The sequence below is a fragment of the Sphingomonas mollis genome, assembly GCF_016427505.1.
Lineage (GTDB): Bacteria > Pseudomonadota > Alphaproteobacteria > Sphingomonadales > Sphingomonadaceae > Sphingomonas > Sphingomonas mollis.
Genome location: NZ_JAELXS010000010.1, coordinates 55,828 through 74,635, shown reverse-complemented (window position 1 = coordinate 74,635; position 18,808 = coordinate 55,828). Strand labels below are relative to the sequence as shown.

The window sequence follows — 18,808 nt, the reverse complement described above, 5'->3', positions numbered from 1 at the left end:
CGGGCGGACCGCATCGTCACGCCTGCCTCAGAACGTCAGGCGGATGCTGCCGCCCAGACGATAGGTCTGGTAGGTGCCGGCCGTCGCATCGAGGTTCATCTGCAAGCGCGACGTCAGGTCGATCTGCATTCCCACCCCGCCGTTGACGCGGTTGCGGCCGAGGCCGGCATTGGTCATGCGCAGGCTGATCGGATCGGTCACGCCATCGGCATCGATCGCGGTGAAGCCGTTACCGAATTCATGCACATAGTCGCCCTTCACGAAACCGGTGATGCCGGGCGTGAAGGCATGGCCCAGCTTGACGTCAACCTTGCCGATGCCGGTATCGCGGCTGACGCGGCGCAGCGCGAACAGATCGAGTCCGGCAGTGCCCGTTTCGGTGAAGCGATTGACCGTCTGGTGCAGCCCCAGGAACTCGGCCGTACCACCAAACGATGTCCGCCCGCTTTGCGTGTAATAGCCGACCCCCCCGCCAAGGGCGGTGATGGCGCTGTCGACCGCCCGGAACCGGGCAGTACCGCCCAGCACGTTGCGGCTACCACGCGAGGTGTAGTCGCCATGGACGACGCGGCCGGTGACGCGCAGCGCCTGATCCGCGGTGAGCGGCGCGGACACCGCCAGGCCGTACTGGTTGCCGTCGACATCCGCATCGATGTTGTCGCCACGGAAGCCGCCGTCGGACCGGCCATAGGACAGGTTGATCCGGGCGAAGTCGAGATCATGGGTGAAGCCCAGATTATACGCCGTGCCGCGGAAGCGGTTGCGCGCATAGCCATCGACCTCGCGGCCCTTGATCCCGTCGCGATGCAGCGCCCCGGTGGCCGAGGTGCGGCCCGGCGACAGCGTGGCATAATCGCCCACCGCCGGCAGGTTATCCAGCACGGACACCTTCATCTCGTCGACGATGCCGGCATAGGCATCGGGCGACCAGCGCGCGAACACCGCCTTCACGCTGTCCGGTCCGCTCGCCAGCGCGGCGGTCAGCGTGGGGAGCAGGTTGCCGCCATGATATTGCGTGACGCCGCCATTGTCGGTCACGAACATCGACCGCAGCGCCGATGCCTGGTTCTGCGTGCTCGTCACCGCCGCGGTGAAGCTTTGCGGGGTGTAGCTGCCCAGTCCCAACACGGTGCCGTTGGAGACGTTGAAGACGATGTTCTGCGCGAAATTCGTCTTCGTCACCGACCCGAACGATCCGGTCACGTTGCCGGGCGCGAACTGGAAGATGCGGATGCCGGTGCCCAGCGGGATCTCGTAGGTCGATGCCGGTAGCGACTTGTCGATCGCCAGCGTCGACGATCCGGTCAGCGTCAGCTTGCCGGTGACGACGACCAGATCGTGGCCACCCGTCACGCCAGCGCCACGCGCGCCGTCGATCTGCATCGCCGCGATGGCGCGGTTGCCATAGGTCAGGTCACCGAAGGTCATGACACCCGGCGAGTTGCCGGGCGCGACCGTACCCATCGACGCGCCGCCCACCAGCGTGGTGCCGGTGATCGAGCCGTTGCCGGTCGCCGAGCTGCCACCGTTGATGATGGTTGTGACGCTGGTCAGCGTGCCCATCGTCGCACCCGCCGCACCGGGCGCCAGCCCGTTGCCCAGGTGCAGGATGCCGCCATCGGTCAGGTTCGTCGTCGTGGCGGTGGCATTGCCCGACAGGTTGATCTTGCCGCGCGTGACGTTCAGCGTCTGGGCGGTGATCGCGCTGGTGGCGCCGACATTCAGCGTGCTGTCCGCCTGCACCGTGAACGTACCGCTGGTGGTGGTGGCGGTATCGAGGTTCAGCGATCCCGAAGCGAGCAGGATGCGGCCGTTGCCGTTCACCTTGCCGGTGAAGTTGCCGCCGGTCGCCAGCGTCAGGTTGCTGCTGCCGATGTTGAGTACGCCGGTGCCGGTCAGATCGCGGATCGTCTGGTCGGCCTGGAGCGCCAGCGTGCCGGGACCGGCGATCGCCACCTGCAGCGCATTGTCGAGGATACCCGCCTTGGTGACGGTCACCTGACCCTGTGCGATGGCCAGCGCCGAGGGTGCGAAGCTGTCGACCGCGCCGTCCAGCGTCAGCGTGGCGGCCCCCGTCTTCACGACGATGCCGGTGCCGGCGATCGTGCCGGCATAGGTGCCGTCGATCGTCTGGTTGACGGTCAGCTGGTTCGTGCCGTTCAGCACGATCCGGCCGCCGGCGCCCGACAGCGACCCCGTCGATATATTGGCATTGGCGGTCAGCGTCCCGGCATTCTGCACATAGCTGCCGGTGATCGCCAGACCACCATCGACCGTCATCGTGCCGGCGTTGGTCAGGCTGGCGAACGCATGCCCGGACCCTGCGGCCAGCGACATCGTGCCACCTGCGGCATTGGCCACCGCGCCCGCCACGACGAGCGAGGACGCCGTCGTCAACGTACCCGCATTCGACAGGCTGCCGAACGCCGTCTGGGCGCCCAGCGTCAGCACGGCGTTGCGGGCATTGCCCACTGCCCCGCCGACGACCATCCGGCCCAGCGCATCGACCCGGCCGGTGTTGGCGAACGTGCCGCCCACGCGGCTGTCGCCGGCGACGGACAGCGTCCCGTCGTTGCTCACATTGCCGGCTGCCGCGAGGCTCCCGCCGATCTGTGCCGTGCCGGTGCTGGCGAGTGAGGCGATGGTGGCATTGCCACCGATCACCAGCGTGCCGCCATTGGTCACGTTGCCCGGCGCCGCGAAGGCTCCGCCGATCCGCGCCGTGCCGGTATTTGCGAGCGAGGCGGCATCGACGTTTCCGCCGACCGTCAGGCGATCGCTGTTGGTGATGGCACCGGTCGAGACGAGCCGCTGGCCGAAACCGGCATTGCCGCGATTGGCGAGCGAGCCGACGCCGGCATTCCCCGCGACGGACAACGCCCCGTCGTTGCTGACGTTGCCGGTCGCCGTGAAGGCCCCACCGACCTGCGTCGTGCCGGTGCTGGCGAGCGAGGCAAGGGTGGTGTCGCCACCGATCGTCAGCGTGCCGCCATTGGTCACGTTATCGGGTGCCGTGAAGGCTCCGCCGATCTGCGCCGCGCCGGTATTGGCGAGCGAGGCGGCATCGACGTTTTCGCCGACCGTCAGGCGGTCGCTGTTGGTGATGGCACCGGTCGAGACGAGCCGCTGGCCGAAGCCGGCATTGCCGCGATTGGCGAGCGAGCCGACGCCGGTATCGCCGGCGACCGTCAGCACGCCGTTGTTGGCCACCGCGCCGGTCGCCACCAGCCGGTCGGCGAACCGCGCCGTGCCGTCGTTGACCATCGATGCGACGCCGGCCTCACCCACCGCCGTCAGCGAGCCGGTGTTGGCGACGGCGCCGGTCGCGACGAACCGCGCATTCAGCTGTGCCGTGCCGTCGTTGACGAGCGTGGTGACGCCCAGATCGGCATTGGCGGTCAGCGTCCCGGCATTGGCGATCGAGCGGACCACATCGGTCGTGCCCACGACGTAACCCGCACCCTGTGCGACCGTGACGTCGAGCGTGTCGGCCAGCGTCCCGCCGCCCGTCGTGTCGAGCGTGCCGGCATTGACCGCAAGGCCACCGGTGAAGTCGCTCGCCCCGGTCAGCGTCAACGTACCCGCGCCGGTCTTGGCCAGCGCGCCGGTGCCGGTGACGATGCCGTTATAGGTGCTGGCACCCGACTGGTCGATCGTCAGCGCCGCATCGGCCAGCGTCACGATGCCGGTCGCACTGCCCTGGAAACCGTCGGTGTGGAGCGTACGCGTGCCCTGTACGGCGAACAGGCCGTTGTTGGTGGTCGTGCCGCTGGTAGTCAGGTCGGCCGCCAGCGTCGTCGTGCCGTCGTTCGCCAGCGTGGCGATCGACTGGTCTCCTTGCACCACCAGCGTGCCGGCGGTGCCGACCGCAACGGTCAGCGCGGTGTTCAGGATGCCGGCATTGGCCGCCGTCACCTGTCCCTGTGCGATCCCCAGCGCCGTCGGCGCGATGCTGTCGACCGCACCCGCCAGCGTCAGCGTGGCGGTGCCCGTCTTGGTGACGATGCCGTTGCCGGCGATGGTGCCGGCATAGGTGCCGTCCACGGTCTGGTCGACGATCATCCGGTGCGCGCCGGTCAGGACGATGTCGCCACCCAGGCCCGAGAGCGAACCCGTCGTCACATCGTCGTTGGCGGTCAGCGTGCCGGCATTCTGGACATAGGCGCCCCCGATGACGAGCGCGCCATCGGCCATCACCATGCCCGCATTGGTCAGGCTGCCGAAGGCCGCCTGCGCACGCAGCGTCACGGATGCGTTGCGGGCGTTGGTCACTTGGCCATCGACGATGGTCAGGCCCGCGGCATCGACGATGCCGGTATTGGCGAAGCTGCCGTTCGTGCGGCTGGTGCCGGCGAACGAGAGCGTGCCGTCGTTGCCGACATTGCCGGTCGATGCGAACGCACCGCCGATCTGCGCGGTGCCGCCGTTGGATAGCGACGCGACGTCGGCATCGCCACCGATGGTCAGCATACCGCCGTTGGTCGCCTCGCCGGTGGCAAGCCGTCCGGCCAGGGTCGTGGTGCCGGTGTTGGCGAACGATCCGGACCCGACATCACCACCAACCGCCAGCTGGTTGCTGTTGGTCACCGCGCCGCTCGCCAGCAGGCCATGGCCGAAACCGGCGGTGCCACTGTTGGCGAGCGAACCGACGCCGGTGTCGCCGGCCACGGTCAGCGAACCGGTATTGCTCACCGCGCCGGTCGCGCCCAGCCGGGCGGCCAGGGTCGCTGTGCCGTTGTTGACGAGCGAGTCGACGCCAACATCGGCCATGCCCACCAACGATCCGGTATTGGTCACGGTGCCGCTCGCGCCGAGACGGGCATTCAACTGGGTCGTGCCGCTGTTGGTCAGGGTGGCGACGGCGAGATCGGCATTGCCGGTCAGCGTGCCCGCATTGGTGATCGAGCGGACCATGTCGGCTGTACCCACGACGTAACCCGCCCCCGCCGCGACCGCGACGTGCAGCGTGTCGGCCAGCTTGCCGCCACCCGTCGTGTCGAGCGTGCCGGCATTGATCGCAAGGCCGCCGGTGAAATCGCTCGCTCCGGTCAGGGTCAGCGTGCCCGCGCCGGTCTTGGCGATCGAACCCGCGCCGGTCACGACACCCTGATAGGTGCTGTTGCCGGACTGGTCGATCGTCAGCGTGGCGGGCGTCGATGCGCCGCCCAGCGCGAGGACGCCGTCGATACTGCCGGACAATCCGGTGGTGTGCAGCGTGCGGTTGCCCTGCACCGCGATGAGCGCGTTGTTGATTGTCGGGCCGGTCGTGGTCAGGTTGCCGTTCATCGACCATGCGCCGTCATTGACGAGTGACGCGGCGGTCATATCGGCGTTCATCAGCACCGTGCCGGTCCGGCCGTGCGCGACGTCGTTCGCGTTGGCGACGTTGCCCGCCACGGCCGTCCCGCCCAGCACGAGGTTGCCGGTGTTGACGATGTCGCCGGTGTTCGCTGTCGATCCAAAGGCGATCGTGCCGGCATTGGTGACGGTGGTCGCCTGGATCGCCCCTGCTGCCGTCAGTGTGCCGCCACGCGCGACATTGGTCGTCGTCAGCTTTTCGGCGCCGCTCAGCATCAGGGTGCCGTCGTTGACGGCGACATAACCGCCGCTGGAGGCATTCATCAGGCGTCCGGCGGTATCGCCCAGCTTCGTCGACACCAGCCCGTTCTGCACGGTGATACCGGTCAGCCCGTTCTGTCCGGTCAGGTAGAGCGAACCGGCATAACGGGCATCGTTGACCAGCAACTGGCCGTTGGTGATCGCACCCGACATCACTGCCCGGTCGCCGTCGCCACCGGCATTGTCATAGACCGCGACCTTGCCCACCAGTCCGTTCAGGTTGATGTTGTTGAGCATCGTCACCGAGCCCGTCGCCTCCACGGCATCGGACCCGAAGACGAGGGTGTCGGTGGTGCGGACGAAGCCGCCCGCGTTCCACGTCAGCGTCTGGCCGCGACCGCCGTTCAGCGAACCGAAGTTCAGCGTCAGGCCATCGGCCGTCGCGGCGAAACCGCCGCTGCCGCCAGCCGTGCCGGTCGTGTCGGTCCACGATACCTGGTTGGGCATCGTGCCGACGCGGCGTGTCATCGTACCCGATGTCATGAGCGTGCCGGCATCCGTGGTGGTCAGGCCCGATCCGCTGCCGATCGTGCTGGCGCCGGCGAACAGGATATGGCTGTTGGCGTTGATGCCGGTGCCGTCGTCCGCCTGCAGTGTGCCGCCATGCAGATAGGTGGTGCCGGTATAGGTGTTCGCACTGTTGAATTGGACAAGCCCGCCGCCGCCGATGTGGATATCCGCGCCGGCACCCGAAGCGATCGACGTGCTGCCGATGCTGGCGGCGCTGTCGTCGGCGATGGTGCCGTTGAAGGTGATCGTCTTGCTCGCACCCGGCGTCAGATAGACGGTCGACCCTTTCATCATGAACAGGTCGGAACCCGCGGAACCACCCGCCGCGCCGCCATTGTTGCTGGAACCGGCCAGGGCGGCATTGCCGTCGAACAGGGCGTTGCCGGTGACGAACAGCGTACCGCCGTTGCGCACGAACAGCGCACCGCCATAGCCGGAGCCGCCACCACCGCCGACGTCCGCCGACGAACCCGCGCCACCACCGAAACCGGCGATGCCGCCAGTTCCATCAAGGCCGGTCAGGCTTTGCCCACCCGAGCCACCGGCACCGCCCCGACCACCCGATCCGCCGCCAGCGCCGAAACCACCCGCGCCACCGTCACCACCATAGCCGCCTTCACCGCCGTCGGTGATGCGCAAGGCGCCTGATCCGCCCGCACCGCCCGCACCGCCGGCACCCCCCCCGAAGAAAGTATCGCCATTGCCACCGTTACCACCAGAGCCGCCATCGCCACCGAACGCGACCTTGCCGCGCGCCAGATCGATATTCCAGGTCGTCAGGTTGGCGATCGACAGCGCCAGATTGGTCGCCGCCAGGCCAACCTTGACGCCCAGGGCCGCGGCCAGCGCTACGCCCGGTGGAAAATTCGCGAGCGCTCCCGCGACCTCGCCGATCGCCTCTCCCATACCCAGACCGCTGTTGAGCACGTCCAGCGTAATCGATGTGTTGAACGGAATGCCGTTGCTGCCGCTGCCGCCCACGCCACCGTTACCGCCGGTGCCACCGGCACCGTTACGGGCATTATAGCCGTTGGTCCCCTTAGAGCCTTCGCCATCGACCAGGATCGCATTGAAGCTGCTGGCGGCACTGCCGTTGCCACCGTTCGCGCCGGACGCGGCAGTGGTGACGATGCCGTTCATCGCACCGCCCTTGTTCAGGTTGGCGACGGCCGGATCGATGACATAGCTGATCGTCTTCGTCGCGGTGTTGATACCGGTGATGACCGCATTGTCCGGGATGCCGGCATCGCCGGTCAGCACCTGACCGACACGCAGGCCGTCTATCGCCACCAGCGTAACCGTGCGGGCGGCGGTGTTGATGCTGGCGACCGGGCTGAGCGTCACCATCATCTTGCCGGCCTGAACCGCGCTGAGACCCGCCGCGCCGATCGTGGTGCTGAGCGTGATCGTGTCGCCGTTGATCGCGGTGATCGTGGTGCCGGCGGGAATGCCCTGGCCGCTGATCGCCTGGCCGACCACCATGCCCGATGTCGAGCGCAGCTTGACCACGGCCTGGCCGACGTTGGACAGGACCGGGTTCGATGCCGCCTTGATCGACGTCACCGTGCTGAGGTCGATCTGGTTCGATAGCGTAATCGCGCCGGTATCGGCGTCGATCGCGGTCACGATGGTGCCGGCGGGCACGCCGGTGCCGGTCACGGTCATGCCCACCTCGAACCCTGCCATCGGCCCGGTGGGCGTGATCGTGTCCGACAAGGTCGAGCCGGAACCGGGCAGCTTTGCTGAATAGCGGGTGACGTCGAACGTCGCGGCCGACACCACGGCGACGTTGCCGCTGGTGATGCTGTTGTCGGACAGCGTGAAGCTCTTGATCGTCTGATCGTTGTTGTAGGTGACGGTCTTCACCGTCGTGCCGGCGGGGATGCCGCTGCCATAGACGACCGCGCCCGGAAGGATTTTCGATGCCTCGAACGAGCCGCTGACGTAGAAGCCCGCAGCACCGGGGGTGTTCTGATATGTACCCTCGATGATTGCCGATGTCGGCAATTCATAGGCCTGATCGAACGTGATCTGCTGGTTGCCGTCGTTATCCGTGCCAATTGTTGAGATTGTTGCGCCCAGCGCCGACCCGGTTACGCCCAAGCCGCTGCCAACCCCCAGCAGAGGGTTGCTCTGCTTCAGCGTCAGGCCGGTGACGCTGACCTTGCCGCCGGTGTAGGTGGCGGTCAGACCTGGCAGGAACAGCTGGACCGACGATCCATCTGCTGTGGCGCTCGCCAGAGAGAATGCCTGTGGGGCAACCGAGACAACTGGCGCACCGCCTCCTTCGCCGCCCTTTGTCGTGTTGCTGGAAAAGCTGACGTTCGACAGGGTCAGCGTGGCGCCGCGATCAATGAAGAACACGCCGCCAAAGCCGGCTCCGCCGCCCGATCCGGCCGCACCCTCAGTGTTGAAATTGGTGTAAACCGTCGCGCTGTCGGCATGGCCGACGGTCGCGGTCTGGCCGATCACCGTTGGATTGGCTGCGCTGGACACGCCCCCCGACACGATGAAGCCCTTGCCGCCCGCACCGTCAACAACCTGCGTCGCGGTCTGCGCCCGAACCGGCGAGCTTCCCATCTGCAGACCGATGATCAGTGCCGTGGACGCCAGCAGCTTCACGCGATTATTCATATTCATCAAACCCCAAAGATTCACACCGATGGAGGTTTGTTGGCAGGCGAAGCATCGCCGCGGACGCAATTTGCAAAAAGCAAGCTGCGTCCGAGACGTCGTTTTACCAGAATGCGGTTCTTGATGAACCCCGCCCCCACGGCAGGGGTCGAGGTAAATCGATGTTCTTAAATTCGCGTAAAGTACTACTTGATCTGAGTTGGCATATGAAGGGCATGGAGGTTTTATATTCGCTTAGATCCTTGATTGACCAAGTAAGTACGCGATTATGACTAATACGATGGCTCCTTGGGGTACACCTCTGGTGGCTATCATTACCGGTGATGGCCAATAACTGGCAAGGGCGATGCTGTGTAGCCTGGCCAAGCTAACCGACCTTTATGAGCCGGTAATTAGAATATGAATGTACCTGATGCCGGGGTGACACCCAAATGAGAAAATGATACCTTTTTCTCAAACAGGTCAGAGCATGGAGTTTTCTGGAATGGAAGCGCAGCGGGTCAAGATCGTCGAGGGGGGCAAGCTAGTAATCCCTGCTCTGATGCGTCGTGAACTGGGAATTGGGGCAGGCGATACCGTTCTGGTCGATATCGACAACGGTGAGCTACGGGTGCGATCGGTGTCCAAGGCGCTGGAACGCGCGCGTGCCATCCTGCGCCGTCATATTCCCGAAGGCGTCAATCTGGCCGATGAGCTGATCGATGACCGTCGTGCCGAGGCGGAGCATGAGTAACAGGATCGTACTCGATGCGTCGGCATTGCTCTGCCTGCTCAATGACGAACCCGGTGCGGATCGGGTTGCGGAGGTTCTGACCCGCTCCATGATCGGCGCGGTGAATCTGGCCGAGGTCGTGTCGAAACTCCGCGAGCGCGGTCTTTCGTTGGACGAGGTGCGGGAAGCGTTGGGGGGGCTGCATCTCGATGTCCGCCCCTTGTCGCCGGCGCAGGCGATGCTGATCGGCGATCTGCGTCCCGCCACCCGGCCGCTCGGCCTGTCGCTGGGGGATCGCGCCTGTCTGGCGCTGGCGATCGAGCTGGATGCGGAAATCTATACGACGGATGCCGCCTTGACGAAGACGGACGTCGCGATCACGGCGACCGATATTCGCAGCTGACCGACCGGATATCATCGTGGGCCTCCCTCTCCCGCCGGGAGAGGGAGGGAACGCCTTCCCTTACGCCTTCAACCCCTTCGCCATGTTCAGATGCGCGGTGACGGTGGGAACCAGACCGGCCGCGAAGGCCTTCAGCGTCGGGGTGTCGCCGGTCGCGGCATAGGCCTTCAGCGCGTCCAGCGTCTGCTGGTGGCCGGCGGTCTGTTCGGTGATGTACGCCTCGTCGAACGCCTTGCCGTTCAGCGCCTTCAACTGATCGACCTTCTGCTGCTGGTCGGGGGTGAGCGTCGGGTCCGGTGTCACCGCCGGCGTCGCGCCGGCTGCGGCGGTCTTCAGCTTGGCGGTCGAGGCGGTGTGCGCGTCGATCATCTTGCGGGCATAGGATTTCACCGATGCGGCCGATCCGTTGGTCAGCGCCAGTTGCGAGGTCGCGATCTCGAACGCGTCGCTGGCGGCCGCGGTGTTGGCGAAGGTCTGCGCGGCGCTGACCGCGGGCGCGGCGGTCGCCGGGGCCGAGACGTTGGCGGCGTCGAAGCCGGCCGCGTTGGCATTGGCATCGCTCGACTGCTTGCCGCTGCCGCAGGCGGCCAGTGCCAGCAGGACGGTGGACGCAATGATCGTGTGGCGGATGTTCATGCTGTGTCTCCTGGCTGCGCGTGGGCGCATCGGGTCACAAGCGCGCATCGGCGGGGTTACGTTCCGGTATGCCCTATTCGGCACGGACCTTCTGCGCGGTCCGCGTCGTTCTTGGCGACAATCGCCCCGGTGCGGGCGTCATGAAGGACGGACACGATGAGCATCTTCGGCAATATCATGGGGAAGATCTTCGGCCACCCCAAGGCGGCCGCCCCTGCGGCCCCCGCCGCGCCAACTCCCGCCCCGCAGGCGGCTCCGGCAGCCACCCCGACCCCCGCGCCCGCCCCGGCCGAGGCACCACAGAATGTCGATGTCGGCGCGGTGCTGTCGGAAATGGCGTCGATGAAGGATGGCGGCGGTAATTATCAGACGTCGATCGTCGATCTGCTGAAACTGCTCGATCTGGATTCCAGCCTGTCCGCGCGCAAGGAACTGGGTGACGAGCTGGGCGTGCAGGCCGGTGCCGACGGCAGCGCCGAACAGAACATCGCGCTGCACAAGGCGGTGATGGCGAAGCTGGCCGAGAATGGCGGCGTGGTGCCGGATTCGCTGCGCAACTGAGGATCAGATTTAATCAGCCCGTTCGTGCTGAGCGAAGTCGAAGCACTTTGCGGAGAACTGGCCTTCGACTTCGCTCAGGCCGAACGGCGGGGGGATGATCCGTCAGTGGTTCATCCCCGAGCAACCCTCCGGGCAACCAGACGTTATCCTGGATCAACCGCGAAAGATCATCATGTCCCATTCTCCTACCGTCCCGGCCGGGAACCAGTCCCCCTACCCGATCGCCGAGCCGCCCCACGCCAAGTCCGCCGCCCCCGCAGCGGACGCATCGTCGGGCAAGGATGACGGCACGGTCAGCAGCACCGTGACCGACATCGTCGCCCGGCTGCCGTCGGTCGAACCGCGCACCGCCTATATCGGTGCGATCGCTGTCGTGGCGGCGGGTGTGGTGGGCGGACTGTTCTATGCGCTGACCGGCCGCAAGAAGGCACCAGCCAAGCCTGCGCCGAAATCATCGCCCCGGTCCGCACCGAAATCGCCCCCCAAGCCCCGCCGCGCGAAAGCCGCGACCGGCACGCGGCGCAAGGCGTCGGACGCGAAATAGGTCGATCGCCGGTCCATCGGCGATGGACCGGCATCCTTTCCGGCCGCCATCGTTCTTCCTATCTGTTCGGGAACGATGATTTCCTCCCCGCTCATCCTGGCGATCGGCGATAGCCTGATCGCCGGTTACGGCCTGACCTCGGCCGACAGCCTGCCCGCCCGGATCGAACAGCGTCTGCGCGTCGACTGGCCGGACGCCTGCGTCATCAATGCCGGCGTATCCGGCGACATGACGGGGGACGTGTTGCGCCGCCTGCCGACGGTGATGTCGCGGCTGACCCGTCGCCCCGATCTCGCGATCGTGCAGGTGGGCGCCAACGATGTGCTGCGTCAGGTAGCCCCGGCGTCGATGCGTGCCAATCTGGCGGCGATCCTGATCGAACTGGGGCGGTGCGGCGTGCCCGTGCTGCTGACCATCGTCGATCCGCCGGCCATCCTGCGCGATCGCGCCGCGGCGTATCTGGGTGTGCATGCGTTGCTGGCGACCGAACATGGCGCGAACACTTGTGCGTTCTTCCCCGCCGGGGTGCTGGGCCATCCGGCGATGGTGCTGGCCGACCGCTTTCATCCCAACGCAGCCGCCATCACGCTGGTCGCCGATGCGATGATGCCCGCGATCGAGCGGGCGCTGGGCGATACGGGGGCGATACGGGCGGCCGGCTGAAAACGGCCTGAAGCCGCCAGCCGTCAGAGGCGCACGCCCGGACCGAGGATCGATACGAAGGCCGCGACCGACAGGACCGCCACCACGCGCAACGCCACGCTTTTGCGGGGCGCGAACGTCCCCGGCTCGTTCGATGACGTCGTGAAGCGGGGAATGGTCAGCAGCCCCGCATTGCCGCCCAGCGCCACGCCGAGCGCGGCCCCCAGGGTCGAGCGCCAGTCGGCCCCCGCCATCAGGCCCGCCAACAGCGAGACGATACCCGTCGTCAGCCAGATGGTCGTCGTGATCCGCCGCGCGTCCGCCGTCGCGGTCGGGCCTTGCAGCATCCGTGACAGCATCGTGCCGCTCAAACGGATGACGGCGACATAGCCGGCGATGCCGATGATCGCCAGCATGGCCCGCGCCAGCCCGGTGTTCGACACGCCGGCGATCACGCCGGCCGTATTCCAGTCGCCGATCCCGAAGGCCGCCGAAAACACCAGATAGCCGAATGTCGTCAGGCCGTTCACGGCGACGACGGTCCACGCCGCCAGCCGGGCCATCGGGTCGATGCCGCGACGCCACCACAGATAGCCGAATACCATCAGGACGACGTTCACGGCGGTGCCCGCCCCCGCGATCGTCCGCCATCCCGGCAGCGATACCGATCGATGGTCGCAGTTGAAGTGGAAGGTGCTCCAGCCGATCGGGTCGCCGCCCATCAGCCGGCACGCGACGCCGTGCCCCAGCCCTTCATGCAGGGTGGCGGCTGCGATCCATACCAGCGCGGCAAGCGCGGCGACGTCCATGGTGCGGTTGGTGTTCACGGCGCTGCCCCCAGCCTGTTCGGTTCGCGGATGTCCGTTTCAGGCCGATAAGACAAGGCGTTGCGTGACGATTGTCGCGGCCATTACGGGCGGATTGCTGATGCCGGCACCCGCCAGCGCGCGGTGCAGCGCCGTCAGGATCGCGATGATCGTATAGGGTTTGGCGCAGACGATACGCTCTCGATGCGCGGCCGGAATGCTGCTGCCCGTCGCCGTCGCGAAGACGAAGGGGATGCCCAGCCGGACCAGTTCGTCGGCGACCGGGAACGACGTCTCGCGGTCCAGTTGTATGTCCAGCGTCGCGAGATCGGGCAGCGGATCGAGCGCGGCCAGTGCTTCCCGGACGGTGCCGATCGGGCCGATGACATGCGCGCCGGCCTGTTCCAGCCCCGCGGCCAGACTGGCGCCGATCAGATACATGTCCTCAACGACCAGGACCGACAGGCCGGCGATTGCACTGATTTCCATAGGATATTTCACGCCCGTATGCAGGCGGGATGCGTGCCGGCCGGGCCTATCACCGGTTTTGCCGACGATAAGATATGCGAGGGTATAAAATCTTCCGGAGTAAATATGGGTTAACGCACCCGTTTCCGCCGGTGGGTTCCATCCGGGACATAAAAACCATGAACGATCCGTCATGAGGGTTTACGCCCCCGCCCTTGTTCGCTAATGAGAATAGCTATCAAATAAAGGGGTGGTGAAGTGTTGGCTGGTTCTAGCCTGTTGTCGATGGCGCTTGTTCTGGCGGGGGCGCCGGCGATCGATCCTGCCGCAATACCGTCGCCGTCCCCATCGTCATCATCATCAGCGGACGCCGGCACCGGTGCCGGGGAGCCCGATCAGGATCAGGACATCGTCGTCACCGGCGAAAAGGACAAACGGCCGACCACGGCGATGAAACTGCCGCTGACGCTGAAGGAAACGCCGCAATCGGTGACCGTCGTCGATCGCCAGCGGATCGAGGATTTCAACCTCACCAGCGTGATCGAGGTGCTGGCCCAGACGCCCGGCGTCACGATCTCCACCACCGACAGCAACCGTACCAATTTCAACATCCGCGGCTTCGCGGTGCGCAATTTCCAGCTGGATGGCGTGCCGACGATCTATCAGGTCAGCGGGTACGAAAACAGCGCGGTCGGCGACATGGCGATCTATGACCGGGTCGAGGTGATCCGCGGGGCGGCCGGTCTGGTCGCGGGGGTCGGCGATCCGTCGGCGACGGTGAACCTGATCCGCAAGCGCGCGCCGGCCGAATTCCGCGGCTATTACACGATGCAGGGCGGCAGCTTCTCGACCTATCGCTTCGAGGGCGATGTCGGCGGGCCGGTGACGAAGGACGGATCGGTCCGCGCGCGCATCGTCGCGGCGTACACCGACCGGGCGTCGTATATAGATTACCAGCATGATCGTATTCCCGTGCTGTACGGCACGATCGAATGGGACGTGACGCCGCACACCCGGCTGCGCATCGGGGCGGATTATCTGCGCACGGATTCGCGCGGTTCCGGCTGGGGATCGGTGCCGCTGCTCTATAGCGACGGCACGAAGACGAACTTCCCGCGATCGTTCAGCACCGCCGCCAATTTCAACCAGTGGCTGCGCGAGACGACGACGGTGTTCGCGTCGGTCGAACAGGATATCGGTCGCGACTGGGTGGCGCGGGTCAGCTACAACGGTCGGCGCGGCGACAATGACAGCACGTTGTTCAACGCGCCCAACGGCTATCCCAATCGCGACGGCACCGGCATCGGCACGCCGTTCAGCTTTTACGGCGAGGTCGACCAGAACGAGGATTCGGTCGATGGCTATGTCGCGGGCAAGGTCAGGCTGTTCGGCCGCGAGCATGAGGTGGTCGGTGGCCTGAACTATTTCGAGCGCGATTTCGCGGCTGGCCGCACTGGCTTCACCACTGCAATTACTCCCGGTTATCCGACCGCCGCCACGATCGATATCGATCCGTGGAACCCCGCCATCCCCCGGCCGGCCATCGTCCGTACCGATGCGCTGCTGTTCTCGCAGGACCTGCGCCAGATCGGCGGATACGGCGTCGTGCGACTGAACCCGGCGGACTGGCTGAAGGTCATCGTCGGTGCGCGCTACACCGATTACCGCGTCGATCGGAACGATTACAATGCCGCCGGTGCGCTGGTGCCGGATGGTCCGAACAGCGTGCAGCACGAAAAGAAATGGGCGCCCTATGGCGGTGTCGTGGTCGATCTCACCAAGGCGGTGTCGCTCTATGCCAGCTACGCGTCGGTCTTCAATCCGGTGTCCGCGCGCAACGTGAACAACGACGTCCTGCCCCCGACGACGGGCGCGAATTACGAGGCGGGGGTGAAGGCGACGCCGTTCGGCGAAGGCTTCACCCTGTCGGTCGCGGGTTTCCACATCAAGCAGGACAATCTGACGCTTACCGACCCCAACGGCATTCCCAACTCGCTGCCGGGCAATTTGACGCCGTCGATCTCGGTGTCGGGCATCAAGACCTGGGGCGGCGAGGCGGAAGTGTCGGGCGATCCGCTGCCCGGCTGGACGATCAACGGCAGCTATACCTATGCCCGGACCGAGGATCGGCTGGGCGTCCGCGCCGTGCCGTGGTTCCCGCTGCATGTCGGGCGCGTCTACACGACGTATCGTTTACCGGGTGACCGGTTGACGATCGGCGGGGGCGTCACCGCGCAGTCGCGCATCTTCGACCGGGGCAACGTGCCGTCGGGTCGTTTCAACGCCAACGGCACGCCGGTGCTGATCCCCGGCACGGTCGAACAGGGCGCCTATGCCACCGTCGACCTGCTCGGCCGGTACAAGATCACCGAACGCGTGACGCTGAGCGTCAACGCCACCAACCTGCTGGACAAGGGCTATTACCGCAACGTCCGCTTCGCCTTTGGCGGGCCGGGCGGCTTCTATGGCGAACCGCGGCGGGTGATGGGCAACATCCGCGTGGCCTTCTAGAAGGCGAGCCGGGCAATGGGAGCGGACAGGGCGGGACCGGACATGGCGCGGCGCAGAGGAATGTCATGGCGACGGCGCGGCGATGCGAGCCTTCGCATCCTCGCCGCCATGCCGGTCGGCTATGCGGTCGCCAGCCTGTGGGCGATGGCGCTGGCCCGGCTGCTGCCGATGACGCCGGCGGGCGCGACCGTCACCGCCACCATGGTCGCCTTTGCCCTCTGCGCCGGGGCCGCGATGTGGGCCTATGCCGCGCGCAGCGGCTGGCGGGCGCTGTGGACATTGCTGGTCGCTGGCGCGGTCGCCGGGGCCATCGCATGGCTGTCGGTCGCGATGGGGGGCCGGGTATGAGCATCTGGGCATGAACCGGGGCTTCCGCCAGTCGCAATCGACGCTCCACACCTGGTCGGGGCTGTTGCTCGGCTGGGTGCTGTTCATCATCTTCGTCGCCGGCACCGCCGCCTATTGGCGCGAGCCGCTCAACCGCTGGATGCGACCGGAAACCCCGCGTGTCGAACGGCCGCTGGCGGCGCTCGCCGGTGCGCAGCGTTTCCTGGAGCGGAAGGTGCCGGATGCGAAGACGTGGTTCGTCACGATCGCCGGCACCGACGGCCCCGGCACCTATGTCTTCTGGGTGCCGCAGCCCGATCCGGCCGCCAAGGGCGAGCGGCGACGCCGGCGCGACACCTTCGCGCTGATCGGCGCGGACGGTGCGCCCGTCGCGCGCGAGACGCGGGGCGGCGACTTCTTCTACCGCTTCCATTTCGACCTTCATTACATGCCGGTGATCTGGGCGCGCTGGCTGGTCGGGGTGGCAGCGATGATGATGCTGGTCGCGATCCTGACCGGGATCGTGACGCACAAGAAGATCTTCAGAGACTTCTTCACGCTGCGCCGGGAAAAGGGCCAGCGGTCGTGGCTCGACGGGCATAACGCCACCGCGGTGCTGGGCCTGCCGTTCCATCTGATGATTACCTATACCGGCCTCGTCACGCTGGCGACGATGCTGATGCCGTGGGCGACCGTCGCCAATTATGCCGACGGTACGAAGCTGTTCACCGCGCTGTTCCCCGCGTCGGAGGCGGTCGCCCGGACCGGCCGCCCCGCGCCGCTGGTCGATCTGGCCGCGCTGGTCCGCGACGGCGAGCACCAGCTGGGCGGCCCGGTCGGCTTTATCGAGGTGGCCGAACCCGGCGACGCCGCGGCGCGCGTCACGATGACGCGGGCCAGCAAGGCGACGCTGGCCACCTATGGCGCGCGCGTCACCTATGACGGCGTCACCGGGCGGCTGTTGTGGCGGTCGCCTCCGCCGAACGGCGCGATCACCACATACGGCGCGATGATCGGCCTGCACGCCGGCCGCTTCGGCGACCTGACGATGCGCTGGCTGTATTTCCTGTGCGGGCTGGGCGGCACGGTGATGGTGGCCAGTGGCCTCGTCCTGTGGACAGTGAAGCGGCGCGAGAAGCTGGCCGATCCGCTGCGCCCGCCGTTCGGATTCCGCGTCGTCGAGCGGCTGAACATCGCGGTCATCGCCGGCTTTCCGCTCGGCTGCACCGGCTTGTTCCTCGCCAACCGGCTGTTGCCGCTCGCCACCCCCGACCGGGCGGAGCGGGAGATCACGGTTCTGTTCGTCACCTGGGGCATCGCCGCGCTGGCGGCGCTGGTCCTGCGGCCGGTGCGGGGCTGGACGATGCTGCTGGCGGCGACCGCGATCGGGCTGATCGGCGTGATCGCGTGCGACCTGCTGGTCCTGCGACCGGGGCTGGTCCAGTGGATCGCGGCATCGGACTGGTTGATGGCGACGGTCGATGCGGTGCTGCTGGTGCTCAGCCTCGGTTTCGGCTGGACCGCGCGCCGCGTCGCCCGCCACCGGCCCCGCGTCCGCAAGCCGCGCGCGATCCGGACGCCGGCCGACACGGTGCGCCTGCCCGAAGCGGTCGCGGCGGAATGACTATCCTCGCCACGCTGATGGCGCTGGCCGCGTTCCTGTCGTTCGGCCTCGCCAGCGACCGTCACCACGAACCCCGTTTCGGCCGGCGCCTGCCCGCCCCGGACGCCCGCCGCTGGCGCCTCGCCGGCTGGGCGCTGCTGGCGGCTGGTTTCGTTGCGGCGATCGTGGCGCGGGGGTGGGTGTTCGGGCCGGTGCTGTGGACCGGACTCGTGATGGCCGGCGCGGCAGTGAGCTTCCTGTGGCTGAACCTGACGGTGCCACCGCGGGACCGAAGGCGGCGATAGGTTCACGCGAAGCCGCGAAGACGCGAAGCGAAAAAGAAGGAAGGTGGTTTCGCGCAGAGGCGCGGAGGTCGCGGAGGTGTTGCGCGCCGGGCCGATCGCAGGCTGTCATCACGAGCGCCGTTGCGATGAAGCTGCGATGAAGATGATGGCTACGCGATTTCTTCTTCTCCGCGTCTCTGCGCCTCTGCGCGAACCATCTTCTTTCCGCTTCGCGGCTTCGCGTGAACATCCCTTTCATCGACCTGTATAATTGTCGACAATCCGACACCCGCATCGCAAGCGACCGAGCGGGAGCAAAGCCACGAAGCGAAAAAGAAGAAGGTGGTTTCGCTCGGAGGCGCGGAGGCGCGGAGACGCGGAGGTGTCGCGCGTCGGGCTGGTCGCAGGCTGTCATCATGAATGTTGCTGCGATGAAGATGATGGCTGCGCCGCCTTCTTATTCTTCTTCTCCGCGTCGCCGCGCCTCTGCGCGAACCATCTTCTTTGCGGCTTCGCGCCTTCGCGTGAACACCCTCCCATCGGCCTGT

The 18,808-nt window shown here is 66.7% G+C and carries 13 protein-coding genes; 9 read left to right on the top strand and 4 right to left on the bottom strand.

Features of this window, described 5'->3' with window-relative positions; all coding sequences use genetic code 11:
- Positions 1-27: 27 nt before the first annotated feature.
- The gene (locus JAO74_RS16145) at positions 28-8,763 is read right to left on the bottom strand and encodes an autotransporter-associated beta strand repeat-containing protein (RefSeq protein WP_199040498.1); all 8,736 of its coding nucleotides are present in this window, start codon (positions 8,761-8,763) and stop codon (positions 28-30) included.
- A 484-nt stretch (positions 8,764-9,247) separates the two neighbouring features.
- Between JAO74_RS16145 and JAO74_RS16140 the strand changes: the two genes are divergently transcribed.
- Positions 9,248-9,496 (top strand): AbrB/MazE/SpoVT family DNA-binding domain-containing protein, encoded by a 249-nt coding sequence (locus tag JAO74_RS16140; protein ID WP_199040496.1) that lies wholly within the window; start codon positions 9,248-9,250, stop codon positions 9,494-9,496.
- Positions 9,489-9,878, top strand: a complete 390-nt coding sequence (locus tag JAO74_RS16135) for a type II toxin-antitoxin system VapC family toxin (protein WP_199040493.1) — start codon at positions 9,489-9,491, stop codon at positions 9,876-9,878. The genes JAO74_RS16140 and JAO74_RS16135 overlap by 8 nt, the downstream gene beginning before the upstream one ends.
- Before the next feature lie 60 nt (positions 9,879-9,938).
- On the opposite strand, the gene JAO74_RS16130 is transcribed toward JAO74_RS16135, so the two are convergent.
- Complete coding sequence (locus JAO74_RS16130; protein WP_199040490.1) at positions 9,939-10,514, bottom strand: DUF4142 domain-containing protein; 576 nt, start codon at positions 10,512-10,514, stop codon at positions 9,939-9,941.
- A gap of 156 nt (positions 10,515-10,670) precedes the next feature.
- Between JAO74_RS16130 and JAO74_RS16125 the strand changes: the two genes are divergently transcribed.
- The 3 genes from JAO74_RS16125 (at position 10,671) to JAO74_RS16115 (ending at position 12,282) form a co-directional block, all read left to right on the top strand.
- Positions 10,671-11,075 carry a DUF3597 domain-containing protein gene (locus tag JAO74_RS16125; protein ID WP_199040487.1) on the top strand — a complete coding sequence of 135 codons (405 nt, stop codon included), beginning with the start codon at positions 10,671-10,673 and terminating at the stop codon, positions 11,073-11,075.
- Positions 11,076-11,247: 172 nt separating this feature from the next.
- A complete protein-coding gene (locus JAO74_RS16120; RefSeq protein ID WP_199040484.1) occupies positions 11,248-11,619 on the top strand; it encodes a hypothetical protein in 372 nt (123 codons plus the stop codon).
- Positions 11,620-11,694: 75 nt separating this feature from the next.
- Positions 11,695-12,282, top strand: a complete 588-nt coding sequence (locus tag JAO74_RS16115; protein WP_199040481.1) for a GDSL-type esterase/lipase family protein — start codon at positions 11,695-11,697, stop codon at positions 12,280-12,282.
- A 23-nt stretch (positions 12,283-12,305) separates the two neighbouring features.
- Here JAO74_RS16115 and JAO74_RS16110 read toward each other — a convergent pair whose 3' ends face one another.
- Positions 12,306-13,088 (bottom strand): hypothetical protein, encoded by a 783-nt coding sequence (locus JAO74_RS16110; protein WP_199040478.1) that lies wholly within the window; start codon positions 13,086-13,088, stop codon positions 12,306-12,308.
- Between the two features lie 39 nt (positions 13,089-13,127).
- Positions 13,128-13,556, bottom strand: coding sequence for a response regulator (locus JAO74_RS16105; RefSeq protein ID WP_199040475.1), 429 nt, complete (start codon positions 13,554-13,556; stop codon positions 13,128-13,130).
- A 237-nt stretch (positions 13,557-13,793) separates the two neighbouring features.
- On the opposite strand from JAO74_RS16105, the gene JAO74_RS16100 reads away from it, so the two are divergent.
- Genes JAO74_RS16100 through JAO74_RS16085 form a run of 4 tightly spaced genes read left to right on the top strand, consistent with a single transcriptional unit; the run spans position 13,794 to position 18,281 of the window.
- The gene (locus JAO74_RS16100) at positions 13,794-16,046 is read left to right on the top strand and encodes a TonB-dependent siderophore receptor (RefSeq protein WP_199040472.1); all 2,253 of its coding nucleotides are present in this window, start codon (positions 13,794-13,796) and stop codon (positions 16,044-16,046) included.
- 42 nt (positions 16,047-16,088) lie between these two features.
- Positions 16,089-16,394, top strand: a complete 306-nt coding sequence (locus JAO74_RS16095; protein WP_199040469.1) for a hypothetical protein — start codon at positions 16,089-16,091, stop codon at positions 16,392-16,394.
- A gap of 10 nt (positions 16,395-16,404) precedes the next feature.
- A complete protein-coding gene (locus JAO74_RS16090; protein WP_199040466.1) occupies positions 16,405-17,997 on the top strand; it encodes a PepSY-associated TM helix domain-containing protein in 1,593 nt (530 codons plus the stop codon).
- Positions 17,994-18,281 (top strand): DUF3325 domain-containing protein, encoded by a 288-nt coding sequence (locus tag JAO74_RS16085; RefSeq protein ID WP_199040463.1) that lies wholly within the window; start codon positions 17,994-17,996, stop codon positions 18,279-18,281. Before JAO74_RS16090 ends, JAO74_RS16085 begins: the two co-directional genes overlap by 4 nt.
- The last annotated feature ends 527 nt before the right edge of the window (positions 18,282-18,808 follow it).

Coding starts and splice junctions, on each gene's coding strand:
- JAO74_RS16145 (WP_199040498.1), bottom strand. CDS start 8,763: ATGAATAATCGCGTGAAGCTGCTGGCGTCCACGGCACTGATCATCGGT.
- JAO74_RS16140 (WP_199040496.1), top strand. CDS start 9,248: ATGGAAGCGCAGCGGGTCAAGATCGTCGAGGGGGGCAAGCTAGTAATC.
- JAO74_RS16135 (WP_199040493.1), top strand. CDS start 9,489: ATGAGTAACAGGATCGTACTCGATGCGTCGGCATTGCTCTGCCTGCTC.
- JAO74_RS16130 (WP_199040490.1), bottom strand. CDS start 10,514: ATGAACATCCGCCACACGATCATTGCGTCCACCGTCCTGCTGGCACTG.
- JAO74_RS16125 (WP_199040487.1), top strand. CDS start 10,671: ATGAGCATCTTCGGCAATATCATGGGGAAGATCTTCGGCCACCCCAAG.
- JAO74_RS16120 (WP_199040484.1), top strand. CDS start 11,248: ATGTCCCATTCTCCTACCGTCCCGGCCGGGAACCAGTCCCCCTACCCG.
- JAO74_RS16115 (WP_199040481.1), top strand. CDS start 11,695: ATGATTTCCTCCCCGCTCATCCTGGCGATCGGCGATAGCCTGATCGCC.
- JAO74_RS16105 (WP_199040475.1), bottom strand. CDS start 13,556: ATGGAAATCAGTGCAATCGCCGGCCTGTCGGTCCTGGTCGTTGAGGAC.
- JAO74_RS16095 (WP_199040469.1), top strand. CDS start 16,089: ATGGCGCGGCGCAGAGGAATGTCATGGCGACGGCGCGGCGATGCGAGC.
- JAO74_RS16090 (WP_199040466.1), top strand. CDS start 16,405: ATGAACCGGGGCTTCCGCCAGTCGCAATCGACGCTCCACACCTGGTCG.
- JAO74_RS16085 (WP_199040463.1), top strand. CDS start 17,994: ATGACTATCCTCGCCACGCTGATGGCGCTGGCCGCGTTCCTGTCGTTC.